General features: G+C 34.4%; 22 protein-coding genes and 2 pseudogenes. 16 read left to right on the top strand and 8 right to left on the bottom strand.

The window, feature by feature from the left end; genetic code table 11:
- Positions 1 to 464: 464 nt before the first annotated feature.
- Positions 465 to 1,490, bottom strand: a complete 1,026-nt coding sequence (locus NCC77_RS22725) for an NAD(P)-dependent alcohol dehydrogenase (protein WP_250837606.1) — start codon at positions 1,488 to 1,490, stop codon at positions 465 to 467.
- 220 nt (positions 1,491 to 1,710) lie between these two features.
- A complete protein-coding gene (locus tag NCC77_RS22730) occupies positions 1,711 to 2,313 on the bottom strand; it encodes a murein L,D-transpeptidase catalytic domain-containing protein (RefSeq protein ID WP_250837607.1) in 603 nt (200 codons plus the stop codon).
- A gap of 664 nt (positions 2,314 to 2,977) precedes the next feature.
- Between NCC77_RS22730 and NCC77_RS22735 the strand changes: the two genes are divergently transcribed.
- Positions 2,978 to 4,189 carry a M24 family metallopeptidase gene (locus NCC77_RS22735; RefSeq protein ID WP_250837608.1) on the top strand — a complete coding sequence of 404 codons (1,212 nt, stop codon included), beginning with the start codon at positions 2,978 to 2,980 and terminating at the stop codon, positions 4,187 to 4,189.
- A gap of 132 nt (positions 4,190 to 4,321) precedes the next feature.
- On the opposite strand, the gene NCC77_RS22740 is transcribed toward NCC77_RS22735, so the two are convergent.
- The 4 genes and pseudogenes from NCC77_RS22740 to NCC77_RS22750 all read right to left on the bottom strand — a co-directional run.
- Positions 4,322 to 6,481, bottom strand: a complete 2,160-nt coding sequence (locus NCC77_RS22740; protein ID WP_250837609.1) for a S9 family peptidase — start codon at positions 6,479 to 6,481, stop codon at positions 4,322 to 4,324.
- Position 6,482: 1 nt separating this feature from the next.
- Complete coding sequence (locus NCC77_RS22745; protein WP_250837610.1) at positions 6,483 to 7,781, bottom strand: aminopeptidase P family protein; 1,299 nt, start codon at positions 7,779 to 7,781, stop codon at positions 6,483 to 6,485.
- A 3-nt stretch (positions 7,782 to 7,784) separates the two neighbouring features.
- Positions 7,785 to 7,907 (bottom strand): hypothetical protein, encoded by a 123-nt coding sequence (locus NCC77_RS23005; protein ID WP_284705102.1) that lies wholly within the window; start codon positions 7,905 to 7,907, stop codon positions 7,785 to 7,787.
- Positions 7,908 to 7,920: 13 nt separating this feature from the next.
- Positions 7,921 to 8,088: pseudogene (locus NCC77_RS22750) on the bottom strand (proline racemase family protein); the annotation flags it as partial.
- Here NCC77_RS22750 and NCC77_RS22755 point away from each other — a divergent pair.
- Both NCC77_RS22755 and bioB read left to right on the top strand, forming a co-directional pair.
- A pseudogene (locus NCC77_RS22755) lies at positions 8,074 to 8,259 on the top strand (helix-turn-helix domain-containing protein); the annotation flags it as partial. The pseudogenes NCC77_RS22750 and NCC77_RS22755 sit on opposite strands and share 15 nt — an antisense overlap.
- A gap of 217 nt (positions 8,260 to 8,476) precedes the next feature.
- Positions 8,477 to 9,466 (top strand): biotin synthase BioB, encoded by a 990-nt coding sequence (bioB, locus tag NCC77_RS22760; RefSeq protein ID WP_250837611.1) that lies wholly within the window; start codon positions 8,477 to 8,479, stop codon positions 9,464 to 9,466.
- Positions 9,467 to 9,599: 133 nt separating this feature from the next.
- Here bioB and NCC77_RS22765 read toward each other — a convergent pair whose 3' ends face one another.
- Positions 9,600 to 10,313, bottom strand: a complete 714-nt coding sequence (locus tag NCC77_RS22765; RefSeq protein WP_250837612.1) for a hypothetical protein — start codon at positions 10,311 to 10,313, stop codon at positions 9,600 to 9,602.
- 203 nt (positions 10,314 to 10,516) lie between these two features.
- On the opposite strand from NCC77_RS22765, the gene NCC77_RS22770 reads away from it, so the two are divergent.
- Positions 10,517 to 11,011 carry a DNA-deoxyinosine glycosylase gene (locus tag NCC77_RS22770; RefSeq protein WP_250837613.1) on the top strand — a complete coding sequence of 165 codons (495 nt, stop codon included), beginning with the start codon at positions 10,517 to 10,519 and terminating at the stop codon, positions 11,009 to 11,011.
- A 12-nt stretch (positions 11,012 to 11,023) separates the two neighbouring features.
- Here the strand turns inward: NCC77_RS22770 and NCC77_RS22775 are convergent, their stop codons facing one another.
- On the bottom strand, positions 11,024 to 11,266 hold the full coding sequence (locus tag NCC77_RS22775) for a hypothetical protein (protein WP_095930117.1): 243 nt from the start codon (positions 11,264 to 11,266) through the stop codon (positions 11,024 to 11,026).
- 739 nt (positions 11,267 to 12,005) lie between these two features.
- Here NCC77_RS22775 and NCC77_RS22780 point away from each other — a divergent pair.
- From NCC77_RS22780 to NCC77_RS22835, 12 genes are all read left to right on the top strand, one after another.
- Positions 12,006 to 12,866, top strand: coding sequence for a helix-turn-helix transcriptional regulator (locus NCC77_RS22780; protein WP_250837614.1), 861 nt, complete (start codon positions 12,006 to 12,008; stop codon positions 12,864 to 12,866).
- 406 nt (positions 12,867 to 13,272) lie between these two features.
- Positions 13,273 to 13,842: a Pvc16 family protein gene (locus NCC77_RS22785; RefSeq protein WP_250837615.1), complete on the top strand. Its 570-nt coding sequence runs from the start codon at positions 13,273 to 13,275 to the stop codon at positions 13,840 to 13,842.
- Complete coding sequence (locus NCC77_RS22790) at positions 13,839 to 14,672, top strand: hypothetical protein (protein ID WP_250837616.1); 834 nt, start codon at positions 13,839 to 13,841, stop codon at positions 14,670 to 14,672. Before NCC77_RS22785 ends, NCC77_RS22790 begins: the two co-directional genes overlap by 4 nt.
- A 36-nt stretch (positions 14,673 to 14,708) precedes the next feature.
- A complete protein-coding gene (locus NCC77_RS22795; protein WP_250837617.1) occupies positions 14,709 to 16,286 on the top strand; it encodes a phage tail sheath family protein in 1,578 nt (525 codons plus the stop codon).
- Between the two features lie 49 nt (positions 16,287 to 16,335).
- Positions 16,336 to 16,806, top strand: a complete 471-nt coding sequence (locus tag NCC77_RS22800) for a phage tail protein (RefSeq protein ID WP_095930122.1) — start codon at positions 16,336 to 16,338, stop codon at positions 16,804 to 16,806.
- Positions 16,793 to 17,263, top strand: a complete 471-nt coding sequence (locus NCC77_RS22805; protein WP_250837618.1) for a phage tail protein — start codon at positions 16,793 to 16,795, stop codon at positions 17,261 to 17,263. The genes NCC77_RS22800 and NCC77_RS22805 overlap by 14 nt, the downstream gene beginning before the upstream one ends.
- Positions 17,264 to 17,269: 6 nt before the next feature.
- Positions 17,270 to 17,440, top strand: a complete 171-nt coding sequence (locus tag NCC77_RS22810) for a DUF5908 family protein (RefSeq protein WP_250837619.1) — start codon at positions 17,270 to 17,272, stop codon at positions 17,438 to 17,440.
- Between the two features lie 209 nt (positions 17,441 to 17,649).
- Complete coding sequence (locus NCC77_RS22815) at positions 17,650 to 18,324, top strand: CIS tube protein (protein WP_250837620.1); 675 nt, start codon at positions 17,650 to 17,652, stop codon at positions 18,322 to 18,324.
- Positions 18,324 to 20,123, top strand: coding sequence for a type VI secretion system tip protein VgrG (gene vgrG, locus NCC77_RS22820; RefSeq protein WP_250837621.1), 1,800 nt, complete (start codon positions 18,324 to 18,326; stop codon positions 20,121 to 20,123). Before NCC77_RS22815 ends, vgrG begins: the two co-directional genes overlap by 1 nt.
- 155 nt (positions 20,124 to 20,278) lie before the next feature.
- The gene (locus NCC77_RS22825) at positions 20,279 to 20,578 is read left to right on the top strand and encodes a PAAR domain-containing protein (protein ID WP_250837622.1); all 300 of its coding nucleotides are present in this window, start codon (positions 20,279 to 20,281) and stop codon (positions 20,576 to 20,578) included.
- On the top strand, positions 20,571 to 21,005 hold the full coding sequence (locus tag NCC77_RS22830; RefSeq protein WP_250837623.1) for a GPW/gp25 family protein: 435 nt from the start codon (positions 20,571 to 20,573) through the stop codon (positions 21,003 to 21,005). Before NCC77_RS22825 ends, NCC77_RS22830 begins: the two co-directional genes overlap by 8 nt.
- Positions 21,002 to 24,688: a baseplate J/gp47 family protein gene (locus tag NCC77_RS22835; protein ID WP_250837624.1), complete on the top strand. Its 3,687-nt coding sequence runs from the start codon at positions 21,002 to 21,004 to the stop codon at positions 24,686 to 24,688. The genes NCC77_RS22830 and NCC77_RS22835 overlap by 4 nt, the downstream gene beginning before the upstream one ends.
- The last annotated feature ends 9 nt before the right edge of the window (positions 24,689 to 24,697 follow it).

A 24,697-nucleotide genomic window follows, 5' to 3' on the forward strand; every position in this document is an offset into this window, starting at 1 on the left:
TGATTAATCGTATCTGATCTTCAGAGTAGATCGTTAGAGTAAATTCGTTTTTCATTTTAAATTTTTATTTGTACTTCTTTTTTTGAATGGGTTACTGAGAAATAAAAAAGCCTTTCACATTTGACTGAGAAAGGCTTTATGAATAGACAATAGAATCCTAACTCGTCATGGAATACGAATAATGATAATTGAAATAATAATGCTATTCTGAATTGAATTTTTCATAATTGCTGTAAACAAAAAAACCTCCCGTTGCGGGGAGGTTTTCTAAATTGTATCTTTTACTTATTTATATAACATCCCTGCACCACTATCTAATGATAATCGCGATAATTGCAGTAATGTTAATTGAGTTTTTCATTTGTTTGATTTGATGAGCAAATATATCGATATTTTTTAATCTGCAAACATTATTATCACAAACAAAAAATCCGTCTCTATTGTGACAGATTTTTGTTTTTAATTTAAGGTATTAAAACGGCTCTGCCTTTTATTTTTCCTTGTCGCATTCTTTCGTATACTTCGTTGGCATCGTCTAGTTTATGCTTTTCGATTTCTATATGAATTTTCTTTTGCCTTGCCAATCCTACAACTTCCATCAATTCTGTTCTTGATCCCCAATATGGATTAGTCATACTCACACCAAATGGCAATCCGTTCATGCTGTATTGATAATGTCCGCCTCCAAGCCCCACAATTGTAAGATCTCCATCAAGGCTCACTATTTTTGTTCCTAAATCTATTGTAGAAGTTGCTCCAACAAAATCAAGTACTACTTTTGCTTTCTTGATTCCTGTAATTTTCTGAATCTGTTCTGCGGCATCAGCATCTTTAGAATTAATTGTAAAAGCTGCACCCAATTCTTTTGCGAAAGCCAATTTATCTTCGGTAACATCGCAAGCAATAATTTCGGCTCCGCTTATTTCTCTTAATATCTGTAACGCAACGTGGCCCAGTCCCCCAACTCCGATTACCACAACAAATTCGTCGGCCATTAATTTAGGAAGTGAACGTTTTATAGCAGAATAAGGTGTAAGTGCCGCATCTGTCAATGGAGCAGCAATAACAGGATCTAAGTCAAATATTGGTACTAAAAGCCTAGAAGATGGCACTAGCATATATTCGGACATTCCGCCATCTAATCCTAATCCACCGCCATATGCTTGCTCAGATTGATGATCACAATAATTTTCTTTCGATTGCTGACAGGGTTTGCAATGACCGCAACCCCACGGACCATAAACTAAAACGGCATCTCCTTTTTTATATCCTTCTACATTTTCGCCAATTTCTTCGATCCATCCAGCATTTTCGTGTCCTAGAGTAAAAACTGTTCCCACAACAGTTCCCTCGTCTATAATATGCAGGTCTGAGTGACAAACACCAGCACCGCCAATTTTTAATAAAACTTCATCACCTTTAGGAACCGGTTTTTCAAGATCATTAACAACACGGACATCTTTGTGTCCAAAAAAACGTACTGCTTTCATAAAATAAACTTTTGATTACTATTCTACTAATTTACGACTTGTATTTCCTATCTACTTTATTAAACGAGTTAAGTTTATCCTAATTTATTGCTAATAATGGGGGTTTGAGAGAAAATGTCCCTGTTTTGGAACAAGGGAAGAATTGATTAAATTTTAGATTAATGGCATAAAAAAAGAGAGCCAACGCTCTCTTTTTCATTTATATTTTAATGTCTTTTATTTAGTAATAAACAGACAATAAGATTTTAGAATTTGTACTTTCTATATATTTTGAAAGTCTAGTTAAGAATTCTTGACTAACCATTGGGCAGCCGTGGCTATTGATGATATAGTATTCTTTTTCATCAGATGGAACTTCTTTGTAAGAATGCAATACAATAGCACGTTTCATTGCATTATTATTGGTTTCGTCTAATCCAGCAAGTCTGAAAGCTTTACCAAATATACCTTTATATGGTTTTTCTACTGAATATCTTCCTAGTGAAGTGCAGTTAGATTCTGGAGAATTACTAAATTGTAAAATATCTCCTTTTATTCCAGTTTCAGAACCTTTTCCATGGGCTACTAAGCCTTGATCCAAAATTTGATTGTTTTCTAGATCGTAAACAAAGAAACGATTTCTTCCTGATTTGATTTTCATATCAACAAGGAAAGCAATTTTATTGCTATACTTGTGATTTGACGCTGTAAAAGACTTAATCTCATTTACATGCTCATTGAGCCTTGCAAATTCGACTTCGTTTAAAATTTCATCTTCGTCCCACATACTTAATGAGGTAAACGAGCTTAAGGAAAATAGCAGTGCCAATAAAAATACTCTCATATCCGGCAAATGTTAAGTTAATAGTTATGACTTGGGGTCAATTGTTAATTTTCAGTTGCAAAATTATACACAAATCTTATACAATTCCCATATCATAAGTTAAAGATATTATAAATATCTGAAAACAACAAAATTATATGTTAATTTTCGATTAAAATACCTGATTTAATGTTGAAACGCCACATCTAGTGTTAATATTATTTCTTTTCTGACTTTTATTTTTTTCTTTATTAATAATAGTCCAATAAAATAATTACTTCCAAGTAAAAAACTCCCTTGACAAAAATTATCAGAACCCTAAAAGCAATAAATAAATTAAACTTATTTGCCCGCTTTATAATAGCTTTAGGAAATAATTCATTCAGCCTTTGCTGCAGATTTGATGATGTTTCTTAAAGTTCTTATGCAGTTGCTGCAAAATAATTCAAACAAAAAAAGAGCAACGCAGTAATAAAGGTTTTTGGATTCATTTTAATCTTGTTATTCTGAGTTTTTAAAAGTAAGTGTACGATGTATAAACTGATACTATATTACCTCGAAAATATAATATTTTATCTAGTTTGCATCAACATAGGACAAAATCGAAATAATACTTTTAATTTTATTGAAAAATTGAACTTTGCTAGAGTTTAACCCATTTAAATAATAACTAAAAAATAAAAAAATGACAATTGGAGTTGGCGGATCAACTATAGATATCGAATTAGGGAAAATACAAAATATGACACTTGATGTCGTACCTATTGCTTTATCGGAGTACCAACAGCGTGTAAAAAAAGCAGCTGTTTTAATGAAAGAGCATAATTGTAAAGCATTATATGTGAATGCTGGAACTAATCTGTATTATTTTACAGGAACAAAATGGAATGCTTCTGAACGTATGGTTGGCGCAATAATTTTTGAAGATGAAACTATTGAATATATTGTTCCGAAATTTGAAGAAGGCACTTTCAAGACTTTTATGAAAGTTGAAGGCAATCTAAATTTCTGGGAAGAACATGAAAGTCCGTACGAATTATTTGGAAATATCCTAAAAAGTAAAAACATCATTGAGGGCACTATTGCGCTAGACGAATCGGCTTCTTTTTTTCTTATTGATGGTGTTTCAAAAGCAAACTCAAACTTTAATTTTGTAAATGCACAACCTATAACGGCAGGTTGCAGAATGCATAAATCGGCTAATGAAATTGCTATTATTCAAAAAGCAAAAAACATTACAATGACGGTTCAAAAAGCAGCAGCGAGTATTTTATATCCCGGAATTGAAGTAAGCACTGTTGTCGATTTTATACACAAAGCGCACATTAAGGCTGGTATTGCCTCTGGCTCTTATTTCTGCATTGTTCTATTTGGAGAAGATTCGCAATATCCGCATGGTGTTACGGCTCCTCAGAATTTAGTGGACAATGATGTTGTGTTGATTGATACTGGATGCCGATTAGAAGGTTATTTGTCTGACATTACTAGAACCTATGTTTACGGAACTCCAAATGAGGAACACAGAAAAATCTGGAACCTTGAAAAATCGACTCAAAAAGCAGCCTTTGATGCCGCACAAATTGGAGCTACATGTGGTTCTGTTGATGATGCCGCGCGAAAAGTCTTAGCGCAAGCGGGATTAAGCGGTGATTATGAAATTCCGGGCCTACCACATCGTGTAGGACACGGCACAGGATTGGATATTCATGAATATCCTTATTTGGTAAGAGGCAATCAAACCGTTTTAAAAGAAGGAATGGTAGTGAGTAACGAACCTATGATTTGTATGCCTGGACAATTTGGTATTCGTCATGAAGATCATTTTTATATGACTGCTGATGGCCCTAAATGGTTTACTGAACCAATGCAGAGTATTGATAATCCTTTTGGATTATAGGTTTAAAATATTATCATATTTTAACTAAAAAAAATCAAATTTTAAGTTTCCAAATTCCAATATTTTCTACCTCACAAAAAAGGAGAATTTCATTCATTTGAAATTCTCCTTTTTCTATAAATGAACTATTTTCTATTTTGCTCCTGGCGGACAATTTTTTTCTATGTATCGAATAAAAGTATCCGTTAAATGTTTCACTGTTCCTTCTCCTTCAGAAATATCATGAGAACGATTTGGATAAATCATTAAATCGAACATTTTATCGTATTTCACTAATTCATTTATCAAAACCTCAGCATTTTTATAATGCACATTATCATCGCCTGTTCCATGAATATACAATAAATTTCCTTTTAGATTTTTTGCATGAGTAACCGGCGAAGCTTTACTGTAATTCGCTTCATTACCTTCTGGTAATCCCATGTAACGTTCTGTGTAGATGTTATCATAAAAATGTTGGTCTGTCACAGCTGCAATCGCGATTCCGGTTTTGTATATATCTGGATATTGAAACATTAAATTTAAAGTTACAGCACCACCGCCACTCCATCCGTGAATGGCTACACGATCAGAATCAATAAAATTCCATTTTAAAACTTCTTTGGCTGCCATTGCCTGATCACGAGTATTGATAATTCCGATGTTTTTATAAATAGATTTTCTCCATTCTGTTCCCTTCATTACAGGAGTTCCTCTATTATCCATCGCAATTCCGATGTATCCTTTTGGAATCAATTTCGCAATAAAATAATTAAAATAAGGCTCATCGTTTGCTACTGCAGCCATAGGCTCTCCATACACATAAAAGAACACAGGGTATTTTTTTGAAGGATCAAAATCTAATGGTTTTGCCATAATTCCGTCAATATCAATACCGTCGCTAGTTTTTACTTTAAATTTTTCTAACGAATAATTAAGTTTACGATTCGCAAAAACATCTGCTTCTTTCGGCAATATTTTTTTATGTCCTGAAAGCGCTACTAATCTTGTATTGTAATCTCTCTTTATGTTAGAGTTGGTATGTTTGGCATATGATGCATCTGTTGAAAAAACGTAGGCATTTGTACCTTCAAAAGCATCTGGAGTTACTCTTTTTGTTTTCTTTGAACTTAAATTTGTTTCATATAAATAGCGCTGTGTAGCATCTGTAGGACTTGCAATAAAATATATTGTTTTTGTCTTTTCATTGTACGCTTTAAAATAAGCATCAAAATTAGTTTTGGTTACCAATTCTTTTGATTTTCCGTCAAGGCTTATTTTATAAATATGCATCCATCCGTCTGCATCAGAACTCCATAAAAAAGCTTTTCCATTATCAACAAACTGGCAAGGAAAAGTATCGTATTCTCCCGCAGAAATATCAAAAACATCGATCCAAGAAGTAGATTCTTCTTTGTAAATAACTCTAGCAGATCCCGATTTTGCATTGCAATCATACATGGTAACTTGGTTCTGATTTCGGTTTAACTGAATCACCATAACAGATTCGTTGCTAAGCCATTTCATACGAACTAAATAATTATTATCAGGTTCTCCTGGAATGTTTAACCAATTGGTTTGTACCGAATCAATATTTACAATTCCAATTTTTACCGAAGACGGTTTTTCTCCTGCCTTTGGATATTCAACTGGAACAATAACTGGATAAAGCGAATCGGTATTATTGATCATGAAATGAAATTTGGTCGAAGTGGCATCTACTCTCCAAAAAGCAATACTTTTTCCGTCTGGGCTCCATCTGAATCCGTCACGGGCAGCCAATTCTTCTTCATAAACCCAATCAAAAGTTCCGTTGATGATTTTATCTGTACCGTCTGTGGTTAAAGGAGTAATTTTTCCTGTATTTAGATTTTCCACATAAATATTATGTTTGGAAACATAGGCAACATTTTCATTATCGCTCGAAAATTTAGCAAACATTAAGGAAGATGCATCAAGGCTTTTACCTAATTGTTTTCCTTTTCCTGTAGTCAAATCAAAAAACCAATAATCGCCTTTGGTATTTTCTCTCCATACTTTTTTTGAATTGGTATAGACCAAAACTCTTGTTTTTGAGTCATTCCAAACCAACTTCTCGATCTCTCCCGTAAATCCTGCCGCAGCCAATTGCGATTTAGACAAAATTGTAATTTGCTTATCTAGCTTATCAACATCATAAACCACCACGCTATTGTCTTTGTTTACCCAAAACGAATGAGAATTTGGCAGCCAATTTAGATCGTTAATATCAATATCCTGCTGTGCAAAAACAGATGTGCATACAAACAGAAAAAACAACAAATACTTTTTCATCTTACTTTTTATTTTTAATTAAATTTTCAATTTCTGCAATTTCGATCGGCATGGCTTCACTCAAATTAATGTTTCCGTTTTCTGTTATCAGATAATCATTTTCTAAACGACAACCTATTCCTTCCTCTCTAATGTAAATTCCAGGCTCGCAAGTCAGCACCATTCCTTTTTCAAAAGGTCTAGAATACAATCCCACATCATGAACATCCAAACCTAAGTGATGCGCCGTTCCATGCATAAAGTATTTCTTGTAAGCAGGTTTCTCTGGATCTTGATTTTTAATTTCGTCTTCTGTAATCAAACCTAATTTCACCAATTCAGTTTCAATTAATTTTGCCATTTGAAGTTCGTAATCTTTAGACAAAACTCCTGGTTTCAATAATTTTGAACCTTCTTTTAAGCAATGTAAAACCGATTCGTAAACCTCTTTTTGTCTCGCACTAAAAGTTCCGTTAACCGGAATGCATCTTGTTGTATCTGAATTATAATTGGCATAACAGCTTCCAAAATCAAGTAGTACCATGTCGTTTTCTTTACAAACATCATCATTGGAATTATAATGAAGTGAGCACGCATTTGTGCCAGATGCTATAATTGATTTGAATGCTTGTCTCGTTCCGCCATTTTTAACGGTAGCGTACAGCAATTCAGCTTCCAATTCGTATTCTTTTATATTGGGGCGAATTGTATTTAAAACTCTATTAAAACCTTCAACACTTAGTGCCGTTGCTTTTTTAATTAAATCAACTTCCTCGTTTGATTTAATTGGACGCAATTCACGCGTTATTTTTGCCACACGTTCGTATTGATGCAATGGATATTTTTCTTTGCACCATTTAATCATTCTGTCTTGTCTGGTTTCCATTTCAGCAGTGACCCTTTTGATATGCTCGTTGTGCCCTAAATAAAAAGTATCGGCCTCAAAAGCAAAAAGCTGTAAAGTCTTTTCAAACTCATGAATCCATTTGATATTCTGTATTCCAGAAATAGCCGTAGCTTGTTCTTTGGTTAAAAAATTACCATCCCAAATTAGCGTATGTTCATTTGCTTCTTTTACAAAAAGTATGGCTTTGTTTTCTTCTTTAAAAGCATCTGGATAAAGCACTAGAATGGTTTCGTCCTGATCAATTCCAGATAGATAAAACAAATCATTGTTTTGTGAAAAGCCCATAACATCATCTGCGTTATTTGGCATTACGTCGTTTGAAGTTAAAATAGCCAAACTATTCGGCTTCATTTTTTCGGTAAATCTTTTTCGGTTTTCTATAAACAAAGAAACCGGAATTGCATTGTATCTCATAATTTATATTTGGAATCGGTCAATTGCTACAGAAGCAGGTTTACCAGAAATAATCTCTGTCACGATTTTTCCTGTCGCCGGTGTCAGACTTAATCCCATCATGGCATGTCCTGTTGCTAAGGTCAAATTTACGATTTTTTTATCTCTGGCAATAATTGGCATACCAGTTGGCGTACACTTTTGCCCAGCCTTGTATCCTTGGAACAATTGCGGGAATATCTCCTATAGGATTTTCTTCCACCACTTTTCCAATAAACTTACTTCCTATATAACTTTCGTGAATAAATTCTTCTCTTTTTTTCAATTTCTTATCGAAGTTCGTATTGAAAGAGCAACAAAATTATTATCGAACAATGAAGAACTTTCCGTTTTAGAAATTGCAGAATTATGCGGTTTTAATAATATTTCCAATTTTAATCGAAAGTTTAAAGAGCTAAAACAGATTTCTCCTTTGCAATACAGAAAGCTTAATCTGTAAAATTTGTTCTCATTTTTCCTACAGCTGTTTTTATACCTTTTTTAATAATGTATCCATGATATATTTAGCATTTTTGTAATGAATTAAGCATCCCGATTCTAAACGTGTCTAACTTATTATTATAAACCGGACTACACAAAATATAAAAAGTGGTACATTTTGATGCTACAGCAAAACAATACTTTTGGCTAAAAATCATAAAGCATCAAAATAAAAAATGAACGGACAAATAAGAAACGACTGGAGCAGAGAAGAAATTCAAGCTATATACGATAAGCCTTTATTAGAATTAGTTTATGAGGCTGCAACTGTACACCGCAATTGGCATAAACCTTCAGAAATACAGGTTTGCACCTTGCTCTCTGTAAAAACAGGCGGCTGTCCTGAAGATTGTTCTTACTGCGGACAAGCAGCACGTTACCATACCGATATTAAAGTTCAAGCTTTATTGCCAACCGAAAAAGTATTGGAGCACGCACAAAAAGCAAAAGAAGGTGGTTCCTCTCGTTTTTGTATGGCTGCTGCTTGGCGTGAAGTTCGTGATAACAAAGATTTCGATCGTGTTATTGAAATGGTAAAAGGCGTTAATGATCTTGGACTAGAAGTTTGCTGTACGTTAGGAATGCTTACCGAAGAACAGGCTAAACGTCTGCAAGAAGCGGGTTTGTACGCTTACAATCATAATTTGGACACTTCTGAAAGTTATTATGACGAAATCATCAGTACACGTAAGTTTGATCAGCGTCTTAATACTATTAATAATGTCAGAAAAGCGGGAATCACAGTTTGTTCTGGTGGAATCATTGGTTTAGGAGAAACTCCTGCAGATCGTGTTTCTATGCTAGCAACTTTGGCTACTATGCCCGTTCATCCAGAATCTGTTCCTGTAAATGCTTTGGCAAGAGTAAAAGGTACTCCTTTAGAAAATAACCCCAAAGTGCCTCTTTGGGATATGGTTCGAATGATCGCCACTGCGCGTATCATTATGCCTGCTGCTGTTGTACGCTTAAGTGCCGGACGCATCGAAATGACCGAAGAAGAACAAGCTTGGTGTTTTATGGCTGGAGCCAATTCTATTTTTACAGGAGAACGCGAAACGTTATTGGTAACACCAAACCCTGGACTTTCTGAAGACATGCAGATGTTTCAAAATCTTGGACTTAAACCTTTGGTTAAAGAGCATAAAAGCGCTTGTTCTGTGGTTTAAAAGATCCAGAAGATGAAATAATGTAAGGCTTGAAAAATTAATCAGCAAATAAGCTTTATAAAAAAATCAGTAACAAAGAGACTCAAAAAGTCTCTTTGTTTATGTCTTTACTTTAAAAAATTAAATATCCAATTTAAATATACCTCACAAACTCCTCTCTTTTATCATAAGGAATATCATAATGAAGCGATTTTAAAATCATTGTACTCCAAGGTTGCCATATATCGGCAAGTTCTGTGTTTGTTATTTTATGATGTTCTAAAATTCCTTCGACGAAATAATCCTTAAGAGGCATATTTAAAATCCTTTCTTCTCCATCCTGAGTTAACTCTATTTTATATTCCAGTTCTTCTTTATCATTAATATAGAAAGTGAATATACCGCTGTCCCATGAACTCAAATATTCTAAATCGCCATCATCATCATATTGTGTTGGCACAAGATTATTGTCTCTTTCATATTCAAATATCATAGACATCATTCGATAATTTACCCATTGGTAGAAAACCTCAGCACTTTCCAACAAATCCTGCTTTTCTTTTTGACTATCCCAAAAATGTTTTTGAGAATAGGTTTTATCATTATTCAATTCTAAAATAAATCTATTGAATTTTTCTTCCGTCTGAATTGTTTCTTGAAAATACTCTGACACTTTTTCAACTTCATCATCAATAGAATCCGAACTTATAATTGTTGGAACTACCTCTCCTGACTCTAATAAATATCTCACCAAAAACCTATAACTTCCTGATACAGTAAATTCATATTCGATATTTAATTTTAGATATTTATGCTCCTTGTAATGCTCATATAGAGCATCTGTTAGAGAAACTAGATTTACATTCATTTTGGCGGCTTTAAATTTTTCGTACTTATAATATTATTGCAATTGGGTAAAGATATCAACTTCAAAATATTCTTTCTATTCCATTTAAAAAAAATAAATAATTAAACCATAGCAAAAAACAGAAATGTGTTTGTAATTTTGATTTTGCTGGTTTTGAGTCTTTATCCCTAATTTTACAGAACAAAAAGAAAATAGAAAAATCAATGCTAAAAAAAGCCCTTCCCCCTTTAATTGACAATTCTACAATTATTCTAATTATGGGAACTATGGCGGGCGAGCAATCTATTGCCAAGCAAGAATACTATGCAAATCGAGGAAATCTTTTCTGGAAAATTTTGTTTGCTATTTTTGAAGAAGAATTTAGCGCCTCTTATGAAGATCGAAAAGCACTAGTAAAAAAGTACAACATTGGTCTTTGGAATGTTTTACAAAGCTGTAAAAGAGAAGGAAGTAGCGATGCTTCTATTACCGAAGAAACAATTAATGATTTTGAAGGTTTGCATCAACATTATCCTAATATAAAATATGTCTTTTTTGAAAGTAAAGCGGCTGCAAAGTATTTTTTAAAACATACAGCTCCGCAAGAAGGAATCACTTATACAACCTTGCCATCAACTAGTGGATTAAATGCTGGTTTAACGAAAGAGGAAAAAATAGCACAATGGAAAAGGGTATCCGAAATAGCACTTTCAAAATAGACTAAAAAATAGTTATCTGTTTCTCATAATATAGAACAGTATTTCTTCTTCCAATTCCCTAGAAAGATTTTCAAACTTCATCTTACGACGATAATTTTTTTCACTTCTATCCTTATAAAGCTCCGTTTTAGCGGTACTTGCACAGTAAGCATCACATATTACTTTAAATTTTTGATCGAGAATATACAATTCTTTCATCGAATCAAAATACGCTGCAAATTTAACATTGTACAATTCGTCAGGAATAGCGGCCATAGGTCTAGTTGTATTTAAATTAATACTTTATTTTACCTTATAAGTTCATTACATACTCAATTAAAATCAGCTCTGTTTCTATCAGTTAGAAAATTGATTTGAAAGAATACTTAAAGTTAAAATGAAAAACTTTAATCTTTATGTTTGAAACTCTTGAAATGGTTTCAGATTATAATCTGAAACCAGAAATAGTAAAATGAACCTTGAACCGTTAAAATGCAACAATGGTAAAATCAGGTGTTTTTTTACATCATGCACCGCTATTCACACCTCATCATCATGGTTAGAAATTCTGCGGTTAGCGACGTATTGCTGCCAATATCAAAAAGGCGGTTGTCCCCTTATCATAAATCAATATTATAATTCAGGTTGATTAAGAATGCTTCAGAGACTATTGAGGGGCCTTTTTGCAGATTTTTTGAAACTTAAAGTCATAAAATTGTTAATTAACACAAATAAATACAAAAACACGTAATAGTACTTATAGTAATATTCCTATATATTAAATAAATTTACATCCCTTTAATTTACAAGCCACAAATCATCAAAATGTCTATTCTATTTTATTTTATTAAATCAAGTTATTAATGTTGGTGGGAGATTGGAGTTTATGCATTGTTTAAACTCCATCTGATGGTTAGAGCCGTTTATAACGACGAAAATGTTATTATCTATTTTTCATTTCATATACAGTATTAGAAATTAGTACTGCATACAAAAGCAATAAACTACCCCAAAAATGCTCGAAAAAAAATCTATAGTAATTGGATGTGACGATGTCACGATACTGACTATGATATTAAATGCTATATCAATAGTATCTGCTTATACGTTTTCTACCGTTTCTGTATCAACAGGATTAGATTTGAAAAATGCGATAAACTCTTTAAATCCTGATTTAGTGATTTTAGGATTCAAACAAAATCAGCTCGTTTTAAATGATACCAATTTCAATTCTGATAAAAGAAATATTCCCATTTTATACTTGACTCAAAATTATGAATGCGAATCCTTATGCTGGACAAAACAAAACATTGTTTTTACTTATCCATACAATCAGATTAAGAATACCGATTTTTTAATTTATCGAATTCAATCTATCTTTCTTCTTAAAAAAACAGAACCGCAAATCAAACCGGCAGCGACGTTTGCAGAAGCCGCTTTTCAGAAAAATAACTCCGATAAATTAAGCCATTACGTAATGGAACTGGATCAAAAGGTTGAAGTGCTTTTAAAAGTAAAAGAACGTATCTCTTATCTCTATCCAAACGTAGACGATGCCACTAGAATTGAACTAATGTCAATTGTAAATTCGATAAAGACAGTCGCGAACGACAATAAACTCTGGGACGATTTTAAAATCTATTTTGAACAATCAAATCCAAATTTTCTTCTGGCTCTTGCCAAAAAGCATCCTTCCTTAAGTTCTCGAGATTTAAAATACTGCTGCTATATTAAAATGAATATGAGCAACAATGACATCACCAATCTTCTTGGCATTAATCAAGAAAGTGTTCGAACTCATAAATATCGTCTTAAAAAGAAACTAACGCTTAAAAAAGAAGATGATATCATTTCGTACCTCAGAACAGTTTCGTAAATTATCTTTTATTTTATTTATACCTTTTACAATTGTAATGCTTATTCTATTCTAGCAGTACAAAAGATAGTTTTATACTATCCATTTTATGATTTTCTTTGTTTGTATTACACTCTTTTTAATTTTCCATAAAACATTTTAATCAGTGCCATTTTTAATGGTGCTATTTCCATATTGCTAAAACTTTTCTCTACATTTCAGCCGTTTATGCCTCTATTTGAGACAAAGCGTAGACAAAGTTTTTTCTGTCTATATTTTGTCTACAAAAATGCCAAACATCTTTTGTCCCTGTCTATGAAAAGTATATTGCAAAATTCTCGTACAAATCTAATTGTCAGCTACTTTTACAAATACAAATAGCCAATCGATGCGCTATTGCACTGAATTAATTTAAGAGTTAAATACGATGATACATCAATCACTTCAATTTACGAATAAATTATTGGGACAGTTTTTAAAAAATCGTTTTGCTTTAACCGAAGACAAAACCGTTGTGAACTATCTTATTGAACCAAGTGGAACTTTACCTAAAGTGAACCAAAACAAAGTCGTTTTATCGCTAATAAATATTGAAAAAGAAACCAATCAGCCTTTTTATATTAGAAACCAGAAATTAGAAAGCGGAAACTATTCTAATTTCAATCCCACAGAAAGATACAACATTGACTTGTTGATTAGCAGCAACTTTGATGATTATACCGAATCTTTAAAGTTTTTAGACGCCATAATCGCCTTCTTTCAGATTAATAATTATATCGATGCGTCTTCCTCCTCTTCTATTCCAGATGGCTTAAGCCGATTAGAATTTGAGTACGAAAAGATCTCTTACCATCAAATGCACAGTTTGTGGACAGCAATGGCGGCAAAATATCAGCCTTCTATTATTTACAAAATGAAGCTGATAAAAGTTCAGAGTCATGAAATTATGGAAATCATACCTTCTGTAAAGAACACCAATAACACCATTTCCAAATGATACAGAGCAATTACATAAAAACCTTTGGTATTGCGGCCTATCATACTTTTTTTGATAGCGGAAAATGTAATTGTCTTCACTTTATTCCCAATCATAATACGGATAAGATTTTCAAAAAATTTGGCTTTAAAATAAATCCCTTTTCAAACGGACTCGATTTATATTCAAATACAAAATCATCATTATCAGACTTATTCAATTATATAGCACAAACTACACAGCAAAACTATTTTGAGTTTGATATAAAATGCACTAATCCTAATTTTATTCTCTTTACTACATTACCCATTAATTGGATTGGAGCGGTTACTTACTCTAGTCAAGATCCTAAAAATCTAAACAATGAGGGTAAAATAGTCCTTAACCAAACGTTAGAAAACAAACCTGTATCGACTCATTTTGGTCTTTTAAAAATTTATTTTGAAGATATATTAAAAGAACAGCCTTTTGGTAATGCTACTGTTTTTGAAATCAATTTTACGGCAAGAGCCACACAATGGCAATATTATTTTATCAATAAGAATGCAGTGCAGTTAAACAATCCTTCGATTACAAAAAAAGAAAACATACAATTTGACGGACCCCAAAATGTAACCATCCAAACGGGAGAATCGGCATTATTGTTTACTTCCAACAAAACCTATATCACGCTTAGCGAAAAGCCTAAATATAAATTTGATTTAATAAGCAATTCATCCTCTGCAAATCAAAACAATGCCAAGCCCAAAGTAATTATAAAAGGACTGCCTAATCCAGATGTCTCTAGAATAGGAATAATCGAGAATAGCGACCCAAATCATGTCGCATCGCCAATGTATATCTATTTATAAAAAACTATTAAAAATGAACATTAAAAACTAAAATCAATGAATTTATCTACCATTCAAACTCCTGGTGTTTACATTCAAGAACTAAATGCTTTTCCCAATTCTGTTGTTGGAGTAGCTACAGCTATACCAGCATTTATAGGGTACACACCACAGGCCTCTTACGAAGGAAAATCGTATACGAATGTGCCAGTAAAAATCACATCTTTTGCTGATTTTGAGGCTTTTTTCTCTTTGCCAGATCCACCTGCTCCTGCAAGTCCGTCTAAACAGTACAAACCTGAATACTATTTAGTAGCAGAAAAAAGTCAACCTATAAAAGGAGACTACATGCTAATTGCAGGAACGTATTACTCGATAGTTCCAGATCCGAACACGGTTTATTATTTATACAATAGCGTAAGGCTTTTTTATGAAAATGGCGGTGGAGATGCTTATATTGTTTCTGTTGGTTCTTATGGACCTGCGTCGCAAAAACCAGGAACTCCGGGAATTCCAGTTGTAAACCCGAATGTGCAATTGAATGATTTGACGAAGGGTCTTTCTCTATTGCTAAACGAGCAGGAACCAACTATGTATATTTGTCCAGAAGCGACTTTACTAAGCGTAGAAAACAACGGGACTCTAATGCAGGCTATGCTTCTTCAGTCGACGCAAATGCAAACGGCAATGTGCTTATTTGACATTATTGGTGGCGACGCCCCAGATCCTATTTTGTATACAGAAGACATTACAAACTTCAGAATGAACACCGGTTCTGTTGGATTAAACTACGGAATGGCATATTACCCGTTTATAGGAACTACGATAATGCAAAATTCTGATATTGATTACACTAATTTATTTGGTGGAGATGTAAAACAACTAGAAGCCGTTCTTAATCCGCCTAGTGCTCCTAATCCAGCCGTTGCTGCTATTATTGCCAATATTCAGAATCCATCGAGCACTTTGACTGTAACGCAAAATCATAATGCTTTGCTTATTGCAAGTCAGACGTATTCCTTAATGATAAAACACATTGTAGCAGATGCTAATATTCTTCCTCCAAGCGGTGCTATGGCAGGCGTTATTACAACGGTAGACAATGCTGTTGGTCCGTGGGAAGCTCCTGCTAATACTTCTATTGTAGGTGCGGCATCATTGCCAATTTCCATTTCTGAAAGTCAGCAAGCCAATTTAAACGTTGATGCTGTTTCGGGTAAATCGATCAATGCCATTAGAACATTTAATGGTTTAGGAATTTTAATCTGGGGATCCAGAACATTAGACGGAAACAGTCAAGATTGGAGATATATTCCAGTACGCAGAACTATGATATTCTTAGAGCAATCTTGTAAACTGGCTGCTCAAGCTTATGTTTTCCAGCCTAACGACAAAAATACTTGGGAAGCTGTTATTTCTATGATCAGCAGTTTTCTTAGTTCGATCTGGAAACAAGGAGGTCTGCAGGGAGCCAGCGCTTCTGATGCCTTTTCTGTAGCCTGCGGATTGGGTTCTACAATGACGGCAGATGATCTTTTAAATGGTTTCATGAATGTAACAGTAAAAGTTGCAGTTGTTCATCCGGCGGAATTCATTGTCTTGACATTTCAACAGCAAATGGCAACTTCTAGTTAATCAAACAAAAACTCACTTAAGTAAATTTTTAATTTAAATATAAAATAATATGGCAACAGATGACGGAAGCGCACAAGGCGCAACATGGCCCATGCCAAAGTTTAGATTCGAAGTAGATCTTGGAACAGAATTAACCAAAGTAGCTTTTCAGGAAGTTACGGGAATGGATGTCGAAAATCAAATTATAGAATATCGCAAAAGTAACAGTCCACTTTTTTCTGTGGAGAAAATGCCCGGTATTACCAAATACGGAAACGTAACTATGAAACGTGGCATTTTTGTAAATGATAATACTTTTTGGGATTGGCATCAGCAAGTCGTAATGAATACGATTAAAAGAAGAACGGTTCTGATCAAATTATTGGACGAAAAAGGCGGCGTAACCATGCAATGGACACTAAACAATGCTTGGCCAACCAAAATTACGAGCACCGATTTGAAGTCTGACGGTAACGAAGTTGCGGTAGACACGATAGAAATTGCACACGAACAACTGATCATTAAAAATGGCGGTAAGTAACGATTATCCCGTTAGCTTTTATTTTACACTTTCATTTGCAGGTGTAGATGCGGCTTTCAAGGAGGTATCTGGAATATCTAAAGAATTAAGCGTAGAAGAAATTGTTTGCGGAGGCGAAAATAGATTTAAATATCGCCTCCCAACCATTTCTAACAGTCAAAACTTAGTGCTTAAAAGAGCTATGGTGCCTGCAGGATCTCAGTTGGTCAATTGGTGTGCCAACTGCATCGATCAAGGATTATCAAACCCAATACAGCCCAAAAATGTGATCTTAAAACTGCTTAATGCTTCAGGCGTAGTCTGTATGCAATGGACGTTTAACAATGCCTATCCAGTAAAATATGCCGTTTCTGACTTAAACTCTCAGGAAAGCAATATTGCGATAGAATCTATTGAGCTGGCATACACCTATTTTGACATTTCTAAGGATACCAAATTTGATAAACTTTTTACCTAAATCATTATGCCAATCGAAATAAGAGAACTTGTCATTAAAACAGAAATCGTAACCAACAACACTAAAAATTCGGCGCTAACCAAAGAACGAGAAATCTCCATTTTGAGAAAACAGCTGCTGGAAGAATGTAAAAGATTAATTGCAGAAAAAAATCAGGAGAATAGCTATAAGCGTTAAGCCACAGATTAAAGGATTAAAGGATTAAAAAGATTAGAAAGATTAGAAACAAGAAATCTGCAAAATCTGCTTAAATCCATTTTAAAATCTGCGTGAAATAATTCAAACCGCAAATAAAAAAGATTAAAAAAATCTGCAAAATCTGCGAGAGAAAATATTTCAAAGACCAACCAGGATTTAAAAAAATTTAAACTTAAAATAAGATACAAATGGCAAGTTTAGAATTAATGAAAATTACGGGATATACAGACGAAGAATTTCAGAATAAATTCTCCGGAAATCCCTATGCCTTCATGATTAATCCTGATAATATCAAAATACAAAAAAGCATCGAATACAACGAACAGCAAGCTCCGGCAACAAGTTCGGCTTCTCAAAAGTACAAAAGCACGCCAAGCGATAAACTGAGTTTTGAAATGGTAATAGACTGTACCGGAATCATAGATGCCAAGCGTACTGATATGTCTAAAGAAATAACCGCTTTAGAAACGATTATTTATACTTATAACGGTAAAATACATCGCCCTAATTTTGTAAAAGTACAATGGGGACAGAATATCACATTCAACGGAGTTCTCGATTCTATTGACATCTCTTACACTCTTTTTAAACCAGACGGAAGTCCGCTTAGAGCCAAGATATCATTATCGTTCAGTCGCTATATTTCTCCAAAAACGGTAACTCGAACAGATGCTCCAGAATCTCCAGACCTTACTCATATTGTAAGCGTTTCTGAAGGAATGTCTTTACCGCAATTGTGCCAGAAAATCTGGAATGACGATTCCTTTTATATACAAGTTGCAGAACATAATAAACTTAACAAATTCAGAAATCTTAACGGTGTTGACAAATTAATTTTTCCACCCATAATCCCTTCAAACTAATGAGTGCTTCAACCGAAATAAAAAGTGGCGGAATCGCAACATTCGCAGTTAAAGTCAATGGATCGGCAATAGCCGATGAACTTAGCCTGCTTTCTATTCATATCGAAAAAAAAGTAAACCGAATTGCATCTGCAAAAATCATAATCCTAGACGGAGAACCTAATACGGGTAAATTTGACGCCAGCTCCTCTTCTACTTTTGTACCTGGCGCAACAATTAGCATAGAAGCAGGATATGACAATAATAATGCTGTTATTTTTTCTGGTTTAATCATGAGCCAAACCATTCGCATTGATAATTTGGTAGGATCTGCTTTAGAAATTGAATGTCGCGATAATGCCATAAAAATGATTGTAGGCCGAAAAAGTCTCACCTTTTCTAAACAGAAAGACAGTGATATCATATCTTCTATAATTGGAAACTATTCCGGTTTAAGCTCAGATGTTACTGCCACAACTACCGTTTGGCCAGAACAAGTGCAATTTTATGCTACCGATTGGGATTATATTTTGGCTCTAGCCGAGGCAAATGGTTTAATCGTAACCACTTTAAACGGGAAAGTTTCTGTTTTTCCTCCTGATAAAAGCACCACATCTGTGCTTACGGTAACTTATGGCGATAATCTTCTTGAATTTAATGCCAAATTAAATGCTGTTACTCAGTTAGGAAATGTAGCAGCCAATAGCTGGGATTTTAAAACTCAAGCGGTTGTAAACGGTAATGCAGCGCCAAATGTTAGCGGAGCTGGAAATTTGACCACAAAAAAATTATCTGAAGCTATCGGACTCTCGACGTATCAATTGCAGACTTCTGCCCCCCTAGAAAGTGCTGATTTAACCAATTGGTCTAAAGCACAAATTATTAAAAGCGAGTATGCCAAAATAATGGGCGAAGCAAAATTTCAAGGAACCAATTTAATCGATCCTGGAAAATATATGACTTTTGCTGGTATTGGAGATCGTTTTAATGGCGATTACCTCATTGGCGGAGTTGTACATGATTTATCTCAAGGAAATTGGGTTTCAGAAGTTACACTCGGACTTTCTCCATTTTGGTTTACCGAAGAACCAGATGTTATGGCACCACCCGCTTCTGGACTTGTTCCTGGTGCAAAGGGTCTTTTTAACGCTACAGTAAAAAAGATGGATGAAGATCCGGATTCTCAGTACCGAGTTTTAGTCGATGTTCCTTTATTAGATCCAAAAGGCGAAGGAATCTGGGCAAGGTTAACCAATTTCTATTCCACAAGCGGAGCTGGAGCTTTCTTTATGCCCGAAGTTGGAGATGAAGTCATTTTGGGTTTTATAAACGAAGATCCGCGATATCCCGTAATACTTGGGAGCGTCTATAGCAGTACAAGCATAAAACCTTTTACAGGTTTAGATCCAAATCAGAAAAATTCGGTAAAAGCCATTGTTTCTAAATCGGGAATCTCCGTACAGTTTGATGATGACAACAAAGTCTGGACTGTTTCAACACCCAACAAAAACACGATCATCATTAGCGATAAAGACAAGAAAATTACGATTCAGGACGAAAACAATAATAGCATCGTAATGTCAAGTAGCGGTATTGATTTATCAAGTCAGAAAAACATCAATATCTCAGCCAATCAAAATGTGACCATCAAAGGAAATCAAGGTGTAAACATACAGTCAAGCGGCGGAGATGTCTCAATAAAAGGTCTCAATATCAAAGAGAATGCAGATATGCAATACAGCGCTCAAGGCGGTCAAATGGCACAAGTCTCAGGAGGAATGCAATTGACACTGAAAGGTGCAATGGTAATGATTAACTAATGATTAATTATAAATGGTTAATTGTTAATTGTTAATTACTGCGATTTAAGCTTTGTCAAAGTTTTAAACTTTGACAAAGCTGTCTACAGCATCGATTAAACAACCAAACAATTGATAATTAAAATTTCACAACTAACAATTCACAACTAACAATTATGCCACCAGCAGCAAGACTTACAGATTTTCATCAATGTCCGATGGTTACTCCGGGAGTACCGCCAATTCCGCATGTAGGAGGACCAATAGTTGGGCCGGGCGCGCCAACAGTTTTAATAGCAGGATTACCAGCTGCAAGAGTTGGCGACATGCTGGTTTGTGTAGGACCTCCAGATTCTATTGTAAAAGGATCTTCAACGGTTATGATATGCGGAATGCCAGCCGCGAGAATGGGAGATTCAACTGCTCATGGCGGATCAATTGTTCTTGGAGCATTTAATGTAATGATCGGTGGATAATTCAGCACATAATGACACTGCTTTTTTAGGTTCAGGATGGGCATTTCCTGTTTCATTCTCTGCAGACAATCACCAGCTGAATTTGTCTGCAAATGAAACCAACATTAATGAATCTATCAATGTCATTCTAAACACACGTAAAGGCGAGCGTACGCTTGAAGCCGAATTTGGTTCTGGAATACAGCAATTTATGTTTAAAAAAATTGATAGTACGCTTAAAGGCGAAATCATAGAAACGATCAAGTTTGCTTTATTACGATATGAACCCAGAATATTGGTTCAAGACGTTAGAGTCGCATCAACAGATATCGTAAACGGAACAATCGAAATACTGATTACATACATCTATTCTAAAACCAATACAAGACACAATTATGTGTTCCCATTTTATTTAAAAGAAGGAACCAACTTAGATCGAAAAAAATGATTTTAATTGATCAAAATAGCGCTATAAATTCTCTCAACGAAGCACTCGTTCCGAATCCGTATTTAATAGACGGAAGAACCGAGCAGGATTGGCTGTACTTTTTGACAGAGTTTAGCAAATTGATCAATTTCTATAATGACAGTAATACTATTGAAGGAAACTGGAGTCCGTTTTTGCTGAAAGATCCCGTTTTTCTAATGGCGTACATTTCGAAAACAAATTACAAAAAACTGTTCGCTGATTATAAAAATGGCTGTTTGGAAATTCAACGATTACTTGAAAACAAAAAAAGCATAATATCCAACACTAGAGCTTTAAATAACTTGTTTGATCGCATTACGGCTATTTATCAAATTATAGAGCGCTGGACCCATCATATGCTAAAAAACAGCGAAATATACGATCTCAAAACGTATATGCTGCAAGAAGTAAAAAACAGACTGAGTATAGATTTTTGGGCTATTCAATCTTATAGACAATATCTCTTAAGACTATCTATTAAGAATTTAATTCTCACTTCTGTTTCTTGGGACGAGTTTAAATCTTTTGATAAGAATATCTGGTATATCAATAAAGATAAAATCCCTTTTTGGCAGGTTTTTGGTTTTGAAAAAGAACATCCTATTTTGGATGAAGTAAGGGCTGTACTAAAGGCAAGCTTAGCTATTCTAACCAAAATTGGCGATAAATTATTTCAGTTTTTAGAAACTATCATTCATCACGCCGCAAAAGAATACCAGAAATTAAACCTCAAAAAAGGAAATTTTCCTGATACTGTTTTGTTGCGTTCGTTTGTAAATATTCTCAAAATTCAGCAAGATCAATTAAACGGACTTTCGGAGAAGCATCTTGATTTTTATTATAAAAATATCCTGAAACAAACCAAATTGCCTGCAGTTGCAGATAAGGCGTTTTTATGTGCAACATTAACAAAGCCAACATCTGTTTATACTCTGCCTGCGGGAACTTTATTTAATGCGGGAGTAGATGCCCAAAAGAATCCTATTTTGTTTGCTTCTAAAAAAAATGTAAATCTAAATCCAGCAACAATTGCAAGTGTTCACAAGCTTTCGTATCAGGACACAAACAATGCGTCTTACAATTTGCAAACCATTGTAAAACCAACCGAAATTCAATTAGATCCAGAAAATAAAGCCATTAGTTGGGAGACTTTTGGCTCAGACGACGATTCTCTAAATCCGTCATTAATTGGAATTGCATTTGCTTCACCCATGTTACTATTGCGTGAAGGAACAAGAACCCTAACTGTAACGTTAGAATTTGATTCTCAGATCGATTTAAAAATCCTTCAAGAAGCGAGTTATTTTTTGAGCACGCAAAATGATTGGCTACAACTGAATTTAGCTCCTTCCAATTTTACAATCGATGCTACGAAACAAAATGCAATTATAATTGCTATAATCCTTGATCCAAGTGTAGCTGCAATCGAACCGTTTCTGGTTAATCCAGACGGATTAAAAAGTGATTGGCCTATGATGAAAGTTTTGTTTCAAAATGTTCCTAATCCGCAGAATCCTCCTAAAGTTACTGCGATCACTATTGACTTAAAAGTAGAAGGAGTCAAAACGTTTCAATTGTATAATGATTATGGGGAATTAAGCACCAAAAGTCCCTTCCCTCCTTTTGGACCAATTCCGTTGGTTAATGCCAATTTTATCATCGGAAATAATGAAATCTTGAGCAAACCTTTGGACAGTTTCACGATACAAATAGATTGGGATAAAAGACCAGCCAATTTTGAAATTTATTACAAAGAATATAGTGATTATCTGCATCCTCCAAAAAAAAGGGACAATTCGGTTATAAAAGCGTATCGAATCGCTTTTCCTCGCAAACAGCAAAATATTGCATTCGTTAGAGAATTCTCCAATGCCAATTTTATGGTATGCTTCAACATTATGCAAGACAAATCATGGCAAGGCATTAAAATGACTAAAATTGCGAGAATCAAAGATGACCAAGTTTTCATTCCAACTGATGAAGTTCCGCAACCAGTTAATTTATTCGACACTTTGTCTGTAGTTCCTGTCAATAATGTTCTTAGTACCTCTAACAGTGATTATATATATGCTAAATCTAGTTCAACTAAAACTGATGACAAAGCATGGAAGCCAAATCCGAACATTCAAAAAGAACCTTTAAAATATTCTGAAGAAAGCACATCAGGATTTATAAAAATGACTTTAAACAGTCCGCAATATGGTTTTGGTTCCGAATTGTATGCCAATGTTGTAGCTAGCATCGCCTTGCAAAACGGGTATAAAGTTGCACACAAACAAGATGATTTTATTCCTGCAGCCAATATTCCGTTTGTTCCAAAAATACAGACTTTTTCTGCTCAATATGATGCAAGCGTAACCTACAATCTTGATGGCACAGCGGGAGATTATCCGTTACAATATTTTATTTATGCTCCATTTTCAAACTATACCGTTTTTGATAGTGAAACAGCTGACAAAACCGAAACCAATGTATTCAATACCGAAATTATAGGTAGTTCTGAAAACGATGCTGCAAAAGGTTTTCCGCTCTACCCGTCTTTTGACCATAACGGAGCCTTATTTATAGAACTCGATAATTTGATATGCAACAGCACTTTAAACTTCTATTTTGAATTGGCTAGAAATTCGACCGCCCTTACCGATCAAAATGAGATTATGTATTATTATTTAAGCGATTCGGGCTGGACAAATATAAAACCATTATCAGATCAAACCAACCAATTTAGATGTTCTGGAATTGTAGAAATTCCGATTCCTGCAGATTGTAATAACAATAGCAGTATCATGCCTGGAAACAAAAACTGGATTTCTATCGCGGCTGTTGGCAATCTTAAATCATTTTCTAAAACCACCTTTATGCAGACCAATGGTTTTATTGTGCAAAGAACCGGAACGATGTTTCTAACCGATACGCAAAGTCCGCAAATTGCCGCCAATGCAATTACTAAAACAGAAATTAAAATTCCAGAAATAGGCACTATCATACAGCCTTTTGCTTCTTTTGGAGGAAAAGCTGCCGAAGACAAAATAGATCGAAATAAAAGAGTAAGCAATAGCATAAAAACCAAAAATAGAGCCAGCACAGCATCCGATTATTATACGCTCATTGCCGAAAAGTTTGATACCGTCTATTATTCAAAAGTAGTGACTGACGAAAGCAATAACATCACCAATGTTTATTTGGTAAAAAAAATAGCATCAGATAGCGATTCAAATGCCTTTACACCTTTGGTAACAAATGCTCTCGAAATTGAGGTGCAAAAGTTTTTAAGCGCCAATTCATCGCCATTTACCCAACAAAACGTTTCCAATTTTGATCTAGAATACGTTAGCATTAACATCAAAATTCAAGTGGATCCAAACTACCAGATTACCTTGGTAACCAAGAATGTAAATCTTGCTTTAAAAAAGTATTTATCGCCTTGGATTATGAACTGTCCTTCTGAAATAGAAATTGGGAAACCGCTTATAGATGCCAAAGTGAAAACATTTGTGCAAAATATAAAAGGAGTTCTTACGGTAGAGAAAGTAACATTTTCGAGCTACAACATCGATCCGATTACGGGCTTGCAAACTGTTTTAAAAAGCGAACAGGAAAACTTAATGCCTAACGATTCAATGACACTTTTAGTTTCGGCACCCCATCATAATATTTCATAACCAAATAGA

This window comes from Flavobacterium tyrosinilyticum (assembly GCF_023656565.1).
In the GTDB taxonomy this organism is placed as follows: Bacteria; Bacteroidota; Bacteroidia; order Flavobacteriales; family Flavobacteriaceae; genus Flavobacterium; species Flavobacterium tyrosinilyticum.

Bases quoted from the DNA above. Each gene is read 5' to 3' on its own strand.
- NCC77_RS22795 (WP_250837617.1), top strand. From the start codon at position 14,709: ATGAATTTATCTACCATTCAAACTCCTGGTGTTTACATTCAAGAACTA.
- NCC77_RS22765 (WP_250837612.1), bottom strand. From the start codon at position 10,313: ATGAATGTAAATCTAGTTTCTCTAACAGATGCTCTATATGAGCATTAC.
- NCC77_RS22815 (WP_250837620.1), top strand. From the start codon at position 17,650: ATGGCAAGTTTAGAATTAATGAAAATTACGGGATATACAGACGAAGAA.
- bioB (WP_250837611.1), top strand. From the start codon at position 8,477: ATGAACGGACAAATAAGAAACGACTGGAGCAGAGAAGAAATTCAAGCT.
- NCC77_RS22810 (WP_250837619.1), top strand. From the start codon at position 17,270: ATGCCAATCGAAATAAGAGAACTTGTCATTAAAACAGAAATCGTAACC.
- NCC77_RS22800 (WP_095930122.1), top strand. From the start codon at position 16,336: ATGGCAACAGATGACGGAAGCGCACAAGGCGCAACATGGCCCATGCCA.
- NCC77_RS22825 (WP_250837622.1), top strand. From the start codon at position 20,279: ATGCCACCAGCAGCAAGACTTACAGATTTTCATCAATGTCCGATGGTT.
- NCC77_RS22770 (WP_250837613.1), top strand. From the start codon at position 10,517: ATGCTAAAAAAAGCCCTTCCCCCTTTAATTGACAATTCTACAATTATT.
- NCC77_RS22785 (WP_250837615.1), top strand. From the start codon at position 13,273: ATGATACATCAATCACTTCAATTTACGAATAAATTATTGGGACAGTTT.
- NCC77_RS22735 (WP_250837608.1), top strand. From the start codon at position 2,978: ATGACAATTGGAGTTGGCGGATCAACTATAGATATCGAATTAGGGAAA.
- NCC77_RS22740 (WP_250837609.1), bottom strand. From the start codon at position 6,481: ATGAAAAAGTATTTGTTGTTTTTTCTGTTTGTATGCACATCTGTTTTT.
- NCC77_RS22790 (WP_250837616.1), top strand. From the start codon at position 13,839: ATGATACAGAGCAATTACATAAAAACCTTTGGTATTGCGGCCTATCAT.
- NCC77_RS22730 (WP_250837607.1), bottom strand. From the start codon at position 2,313: ATGAGAGTATTTTTATTGGCACTGCTATTTTCCTTAAGCTCGTTTACC.
- NCC77_RS22745 (WP_250837610.1), bottom strand. From the start codon at position 7,781: ATGAGATACAATGCAATTCCGGTTTCTTTGTTTATAGAAAACCGAAAA.
- NCC77_RS22775 (WP_095930117.1), bottom strand. From the start codon at position 11,266: ATGGCCGCTATTCCTGACGAATTGTACAATGTTAAATTTGCAGCGTAT.
- NCC77_RS22725 (WP_250837606.1), bottom strand. From the start codon at position 1,490: ATGAAAGCAGTACGTTTTTTTGGACACAAAGATGTCCGTGTTGTTAAT.
- NCC77_RS22780 (WP_250837614.1), top strand. From the start codon at position 12,006: ATGCTCGAAAAAAAATCTATAGTAATTGGATGTGACGATGTCACGATA.
- NCC77_RS22835 (WP_250837624.1), top strand. From the start codon at position 21,002: ATGATTTTAATTGATCAAAATAGCGCTATAAATTCTCTCAACGAAGCA.
- NCC77_RS22805 (WP_250837618.1), top strand. From the start codon at position 16,793: ATGGCGGTAAGTAACGATTATCCCGTTAGCTTTTATTTTACACTTTCA.
- vgrG (WP_250837621.1), top strand. From the start codon at position 18,324: ATGAGTGCTTCAACCGAAATAAAAAGTGGCGGAATCGCAACATTCGCA.